The organism is Frankia sp. CcCS3, from assembly GCF_977927575.1.
The window spans coordinates 4755-10156 of the sequence record NZ_CDWRCL010000150.1 but is presented as its reverse complement, the minus strand read 5'-3'; the positions used below and the strand labels follow the sequence as shown (position 1 = coordinate 10156).

At 71.8% G+C, this 5402-nt stretch carries 4 protein-coding genes; 2 read left to right on the top strand and 2 right to left on the bottom strand.

Annotation, left to right across the window (positions count from 1 at the left end; all coding sequences use genetic code 11):
* Both AC08OQ_RS13505 and AC08OQ_RS13500 read right to left on the bottom strand, forming a co-directional pair.
* Nucleotides 1–758 (bottom strand): AAA family ATPase (locus AC08OQ_RS13505; protein WP_476612090.1); only part of this gene is annotated, 758 nt, incomplete at its 3' end.
* A complete protein-coding gene (locus AC08OQ_RS13500) occupies nt 758–1945 on the bottom strand; it encodes an exonuclease SbcCD subunit D (protein ID WP_476599193.1) in 1188 nt (395 codons plus the stop codon). The genes AC08OQ_RS13500 and AC08OQ_RS13505, both read right to left, overlap by 1 nt.
* A gap of 261 nt (nt 1946–2206) precedes the next feature.
* On the opposite strand from AC08OQ_RS13500, the gene AC08OQ_RS13495 reads away from it, so the two are divergent.
* Nucleotides 2207–3466, top strand: a complete 1260-nt coding sequence (locus tag AC08OQ_RS13495; protein ID WP_476599191.1) for a glutamate-5-semialdehyde dehydrogenase — start codon at nt 2207–2209, stop codon at nt 3464–3466.
* Nucleotides 3467–3579: 113 nt separating this feature from the next.
* On the top strand, nt 3580–5205 hold the full coding sequence (gene aceB / locus AC08OQ_RS13490; RefSeq protein ID WP_476599189.1) for a malate synthase A: 1626 nt from the start codon (nt 3580–3582) through the stop codon (nt 5203–5205).
* Nucleotides 5206–5402: the final 197 nt, after the last annotated feature.

Here is a 5402-nt window from a genome sequence, read left to right as displayed (position 1 = left end):
GCCGAGATGGCCGCCGCCGCGGCGGTCCCGGCGAGGTCCGCGGCCCAGCCGGCGTCGGCCGTCGGATCCTCCGGCTCGTCGACGGCCGCCACCTGCGAGACCCGGGCGGTCACCCGGTCGAGCTCAGCGCGGGCCAGCGTCAGCCGTTCGGCGGCGATCTTTGCCCGGTCCAGCAGCCACTGCTCGGCGTACTCGAAGCGGTTGACGTGGAACAGCGGCTTCAGGAGCTTCTCGCGCGCACCGTGGTCGGCCTGGAGAAAGTCAGCGAAGCGTCCCTGCGGGAGCATGATGACCTGGAAGAACTGCTTGTCGCTCATGCCGACGAGCAGGTCGATCTCATGGCCGACGTCCTCCATGCGGGTGGCGGCCATCTCCCAGCCGCCGGCGCCGTCGAACCGTTCCAGCCGCGCCGTCGGATGGGCGCGGGTCGTCCCGCCGCCGCGTCTCGGCTTGTCCCAGGCGGGGCTGCGGGTGATCCGGAAGCGTCCCGCCGCCACCGTGAACTCCAGCGTCACCTCCGGCCGCAGGGATGCCGCGGCGTGGTGCGAGCGCAGGTCCGGCGGCCCGGAGACCTCCCCGCGCATCCCCGGCACCCGGCCGAACAGCGCGAACCCGACCGCGTCGAGCAGCGTCGTCTTGCCGCCCCCGGTTTCCCCGCAGAGCAGGAGCAGGCCGCCGCTGCCGAGGACGTCGAAATCGATCTCGACGGTGCCGGGGAAGGCGCCGAACGCCGCCAGGGTCAGGTGGTGGGGACGCATCAGGCGACTTCCTCCTCGGCCCGGCGGGCGGCGCCGAGGGCTTCGGCGAGCAGAGCACGTTCCCGAACCGAGGGAGCGCTGCGCACATGGGCGACGAAGGCCTCGGCGATCTCCAGCTCCGAGCGTCCCCGGGTCCGCCGGCCGAAACTGAGCATCTCGTCGGGTTCCGTCTCCGGTTCATGCGCGAGTCGCAGGGCGAAGGGGAACCGGCGCTGCAACCGGGCCATGGCGTCCATGGGGCGGATGGGGTCGGTCAGCACGGCGGAGACGAAGTCGGCCTCGTGCGGGGTATGGGCGGGGTCGGTGAGGAGGTCGGCAAGACTGCCGCGCAGCAGGGCCATCCGCCGCCGGGCGGGAACGCCGATCCGGGTCACGTTCCCCAGCCCGGTCGGACCGATCTCGACGAGCAGCGACGCCTTCGCGTCGCCGGACTCCGAGAAGGAATAGGCCAGTGGCGATCCGCTGTAGCGGACGGACGGGGCGATCGCCTGTGGCCGGTGCAGATGGCCGAGTGCGGTATAGGTGATCCCCTCGAACAACTGGGCTGGCACATTGCCCACTCCGCCGACGCTGATGTCGCGTTCGCTCTCGCTCGCCGCCCCGCCGGTGACCCAGGCGTGCGCCACCACGACGGACCGGGCAGCCGGATACCGTGCGAGGTCGGCCCGCACCGCGTGCATGGCCCGGTGCATCGCCCGGTGCATCGTCGCGGCGGGGAGCCCGGCGGCCGGGGCGCCCGAGCCGGATGGCGCCTGCGCCGGTTCGGGAAGCTGGGAGTTCGCCGCCGACGGCTCCAGGTAGGGGATCGCGTATACCCGGACCGCCCCGGCGGGATCCTCGACGACGACCGGATCCCCGACCGCGGCCGGATCCGTCCGGATGCGGACGTGGGGGTCGAGCAGGCCGGCCTTGTCGCCGAGCCGGCGGGCCGCGTCGTGGTTGCCACTGATCACCACGACCCGGGCGCCGGCGCCGCGCAGTCGGGAGAGCGCTTCGTCGAAGAGCTCCAGCGCGCCCACCGGCGGGATCGCCCGATCGTGCACGTCGCCGGCGATGAGCACGACGTCGACGCCCTCGGAACGGACGACGTTGACGAGATGATCGACGAAGGCCGCCTGGGCCGGCATCAGGTCGTGACCGTACAGGCCACGCCCGAGATGCCAGTCGGACGTGTGCAGCGCACGCATGCGAGCACGGTAGGCAACCCCGTCGAGATGATCGTCACGGGGTCCGAACTGCGCGCCTTTCTGGCTGTTCCGGTTATCACCCTCCGCGTCCCTGCCTGTCGCGGACCTGGATAACGGGATAAGTAGATGAGTAGTTAACGGATGCAGGGATGAGTAGGTGACGGATGCGGGTGAGGAGCGATGAACGGCACGACCGCCGTGCCACCGGTAGCCTCGTAGCGGCGGGCAGCGCCGCGGCGCCCGCCTAACGGAGGACCCGAGATGAGCACCTCTGCGGAGGATGTCCGAGGCAGCGCCGTCCGTGCCAAGGCGGCGGCGGCCCTGCTGGCCCCGCGTAGCCGCGCCGAGAAGGACCGCGCGCTGCTCGCCATGGCCGACGCGTTGATCGCCCGTTCCACGGAGATTCTCGCCGCGAACGCCGAGGACGTCGCTGCCGCGCGGGCGGCGGGCACCGCCGAGGCGATGGTTGACCGGCTCACCCTCACCCCGGCCCGGCTCGCCGGCATGGCCGACGGCCTGCGTCAGGTCGCGGCGTTGGAGGACCCGGTCGGCGAGGTCGTGCGCGGCCGGGTGCTGCCGAACGGGATGGAGCTGCGCCAGATCCGGGTGCCCCTCGGCGTCGTCGGGATCATCTACGAGGCCCGGCCGAACGTCACGGTGGACGCCGCGGGCCTGTGCCTCAAGAGCGGCAACGCCGCGTTGCTGCGCGGGAGCGCCTCCGCGGTGCGTGCCAACACCGCGCTGGCGGCGGTGCTGCGCGCCGCCGCCAGCGCGAGCGGCTTGCCGGCGGACGCGGTGCAGCTTGTCCCCGGGGTGGACCACGACGCGGTCAAGCACCTGATGCGGCTGCGCGGGCTCGTCGACGTGCTCATCCCGCGGGGTGGCGCGGGTCTGATCCGGGCGGTCGTCGAGGAGTCGACGGTGCCCGTCATCGAGACCGGGGTCGGCAACTGCCACGTGTATGTGGACGCCGACGCCGACCTCGACCAGGCGCTTGCGATCACCGTCAACGCGAAGACCCAGCGGGTCTCGGTGTGCAACTCGGCGGAGACCCTGCTCGTGCACGCTGGCGTGGCCGGGGAGTTCCTGCCTCGGGTGCTGGCCGCCCTGCACGACGCCGGGGTCACCGTGCACGGCGACGAGGCGGTGCGCGCCGTCGATCCGCGGGTGCTGCCCGCCACAGACGACGACTGGGCGGCCGAGTACCTGTCGTTGGACATGGCCGTTGCCGTCGTCGACTCTCTCGACGACGCGGTCGCGCACATCCGGCGCTGGGGCAGCGGGCACACCGAGGCGATCGTCACCCGGTCTCTGCCGGCGTCGCGACGGTTCATCACGACCTGCGACAGCGCGGCCGTCATGGTGAACGCCTCGACCCGTTTCACCGACGGGGAGCGGTTCGGGATGGGTGCCGAGATCGGCATCTCCACCCAGAAGCTGCACGCCCGCGGCCCGATGGGGCTGCCCGAGCTGACCTCGACGACGTGGGTCGGCGTCGGCGACGGGCATCTGGTCACCTGAGGTCCGGGTCACCTGAGGTCCGGGTTACCGGGCCCGGGTCACCTGAGGTCCAGGTCACCGGGCCCGCCGGATCGGGCCGTCCGGGACGCAACGGAACCGGGAAGGGAATAGGTATGGGCTCGTTGGACGGGGTGACGGTGCACGGGGTGTCCGCGGTGCGGACCGTGCCGGGACTCACCGCGGATCAGGTTGACGCGGTGCTCTCCGACGACGCGCTGGCCTTCGTCGCCGGATTGCACCGCACGTTCGCCGGCCGGCGTGCCGAACTGCTCGCCGCCCGGGCCGCCCGCCGCGCCGCGATCGCCGCCGGGGCCACCCTCGACTTCCTGCCGCAGACCGCCGACATCCGGGCCAGGAACTGGCGGGTCGCGTCACCGGCGCCGGGGCTGGTCGACCGCCGGGCCGAGATCACCGGCCCGACCGACGCCAAGATGCTCATCAACGCGCTCAACAGCGGTGCCCGGGTCTTCATGGCGGACCTCGAGGACGCTAATGTGCCGACCTGGTCGAACATGGTCGTCGGGCAGCACAACCTGAGTGAGGCCGTTGCCGGCACGCTCGCCTTCACCTCGCCCGACGGCCGTCGTTACGAGCTCGACGAGTCCACGGCGACGCTCGTGGTGCGCCCGCGCGGCTGGCACCTGCCGGAGCGGCACGTCACCGTCGACGGGGAGCCGATCGTCGCCGCGCTCTTCGACGCCGGGATGCACCTGGTCCGCAACGCGCATGCCCTGCGGGCTACGGGCGTGGCGCCGTACTTCTACCTGCCGAAGCTGGAGAGTCATCTCGAGGCCCGGCTGTGGAACGACGTGTTCACCGCGGCGCAGGCCGAGCTCGGCCTGCCCGTCGGCACCATCCGGGCGACCGTCCTCATCGAGACGCTGCCCGCCGCCTTCGAGATGGAGGAGATCCTCTACGAGCTGCGGGAGCATTCCGCCGGACTCAACGCCGGCCGCTGGGACTACATGTTCTCCACCATCAAGACGTTCGCGTCCCGGCCGACGGAGTTCCTGCTGCCCGACCGCAACGGCGTGACGATGACGGTGCCGTTCCTGCGCGCCTACACCGAGCTGTTGGTCTCCACCTGTCATCGCCGCGGCGCGCACGCGATCGGCGGGATGGCGGCGTTCATCCCGTCGCGGCGCGACCCCGAGATCAACGCCGCGGCCCTGGCGAAGGTGCGCGCCGACAAGGAGCGGGAGTCCGCGGACGGGTTCGACGGGAGCTGGGTGGCGCACCCTGACCTGGTGCCGGTGTGTACCGAGGTCTTCGACGCGGTGCTCGGCGACGAGCCGAACCAGCTCACCCGGTTGCGTGACGACGTCAAGGTCGGCGCCGGCGACCTGCTGGCGGTGCGCGACACTCCGGGTTCCGTCACCGCGGCCGGGGTCCGCGGGAACATCAGCGTCGGGGTGCGCTACCTGGAGAGCTGGCTGCGCGGGATCGGGGCGGTCGGCATCGACAACCTGATGGAGGACGCCGCCACCGCTGAGATTTCCCGTAGTCAGATTTTCCAGTGGATAGCCGCCGGGGTCGTGCTCGACGACGGCCGTCCGGTCACGGCCGATCTGGTCCGGACCACTCTGGCGGAGGTGCTGGACCAGATCCGGCTCTCCATCGGCGCCGCCGCCTTCGACAACGGCCGCTGGAAGGACGCGGCGGCGGTGTTCGAGGAGACGGCGCTCGGCGAGACCTTCGTCGCGTTCCTCACTCTTCCCGCCTACGAGCGGATCGGCTGAACCGGCGAACACCTCGGGTGAACACTTCGGGAGAACACCTCGGGAGAATCCCCGGGTGAACCGGCGGCGAACAGGTCGATGAGCAGCCCGCGGGTATCCGCCCGGCGGACGGCGGCGCGCAAGGCGTAGTCACCCGTCTGCGGCGCCAGCCTGGCAGTATGGACAGGGCGATGCCTGACACGGGGACGGAAGGGGGA

Bases quoted from the DNA above. Each gene is read 5' to 3' on its own strand.
- AC08OQ_RS13500 (WP_476599193.1), bottom strand. From the start codon at position 1,945: ATGCGTGCGCTGCACACGTCCGACTGGCATCTCGGGCGTGGCCTGTAC.
- aceB (WP_476599189.1), top strand. From the start codon at position 3,580: ATGGGCTCGTTGGACGGGGTGACGGTGCACGGGGTGTCCGCGGTGCGG.
- AC08OQ_RS13495 (WP_476599191.1), top strand. From the start codon at position 2,207: ATGAGCACCTCTGCGGAGGATGTCCGAGGCAGCGCCGTCCGTGCCAAG.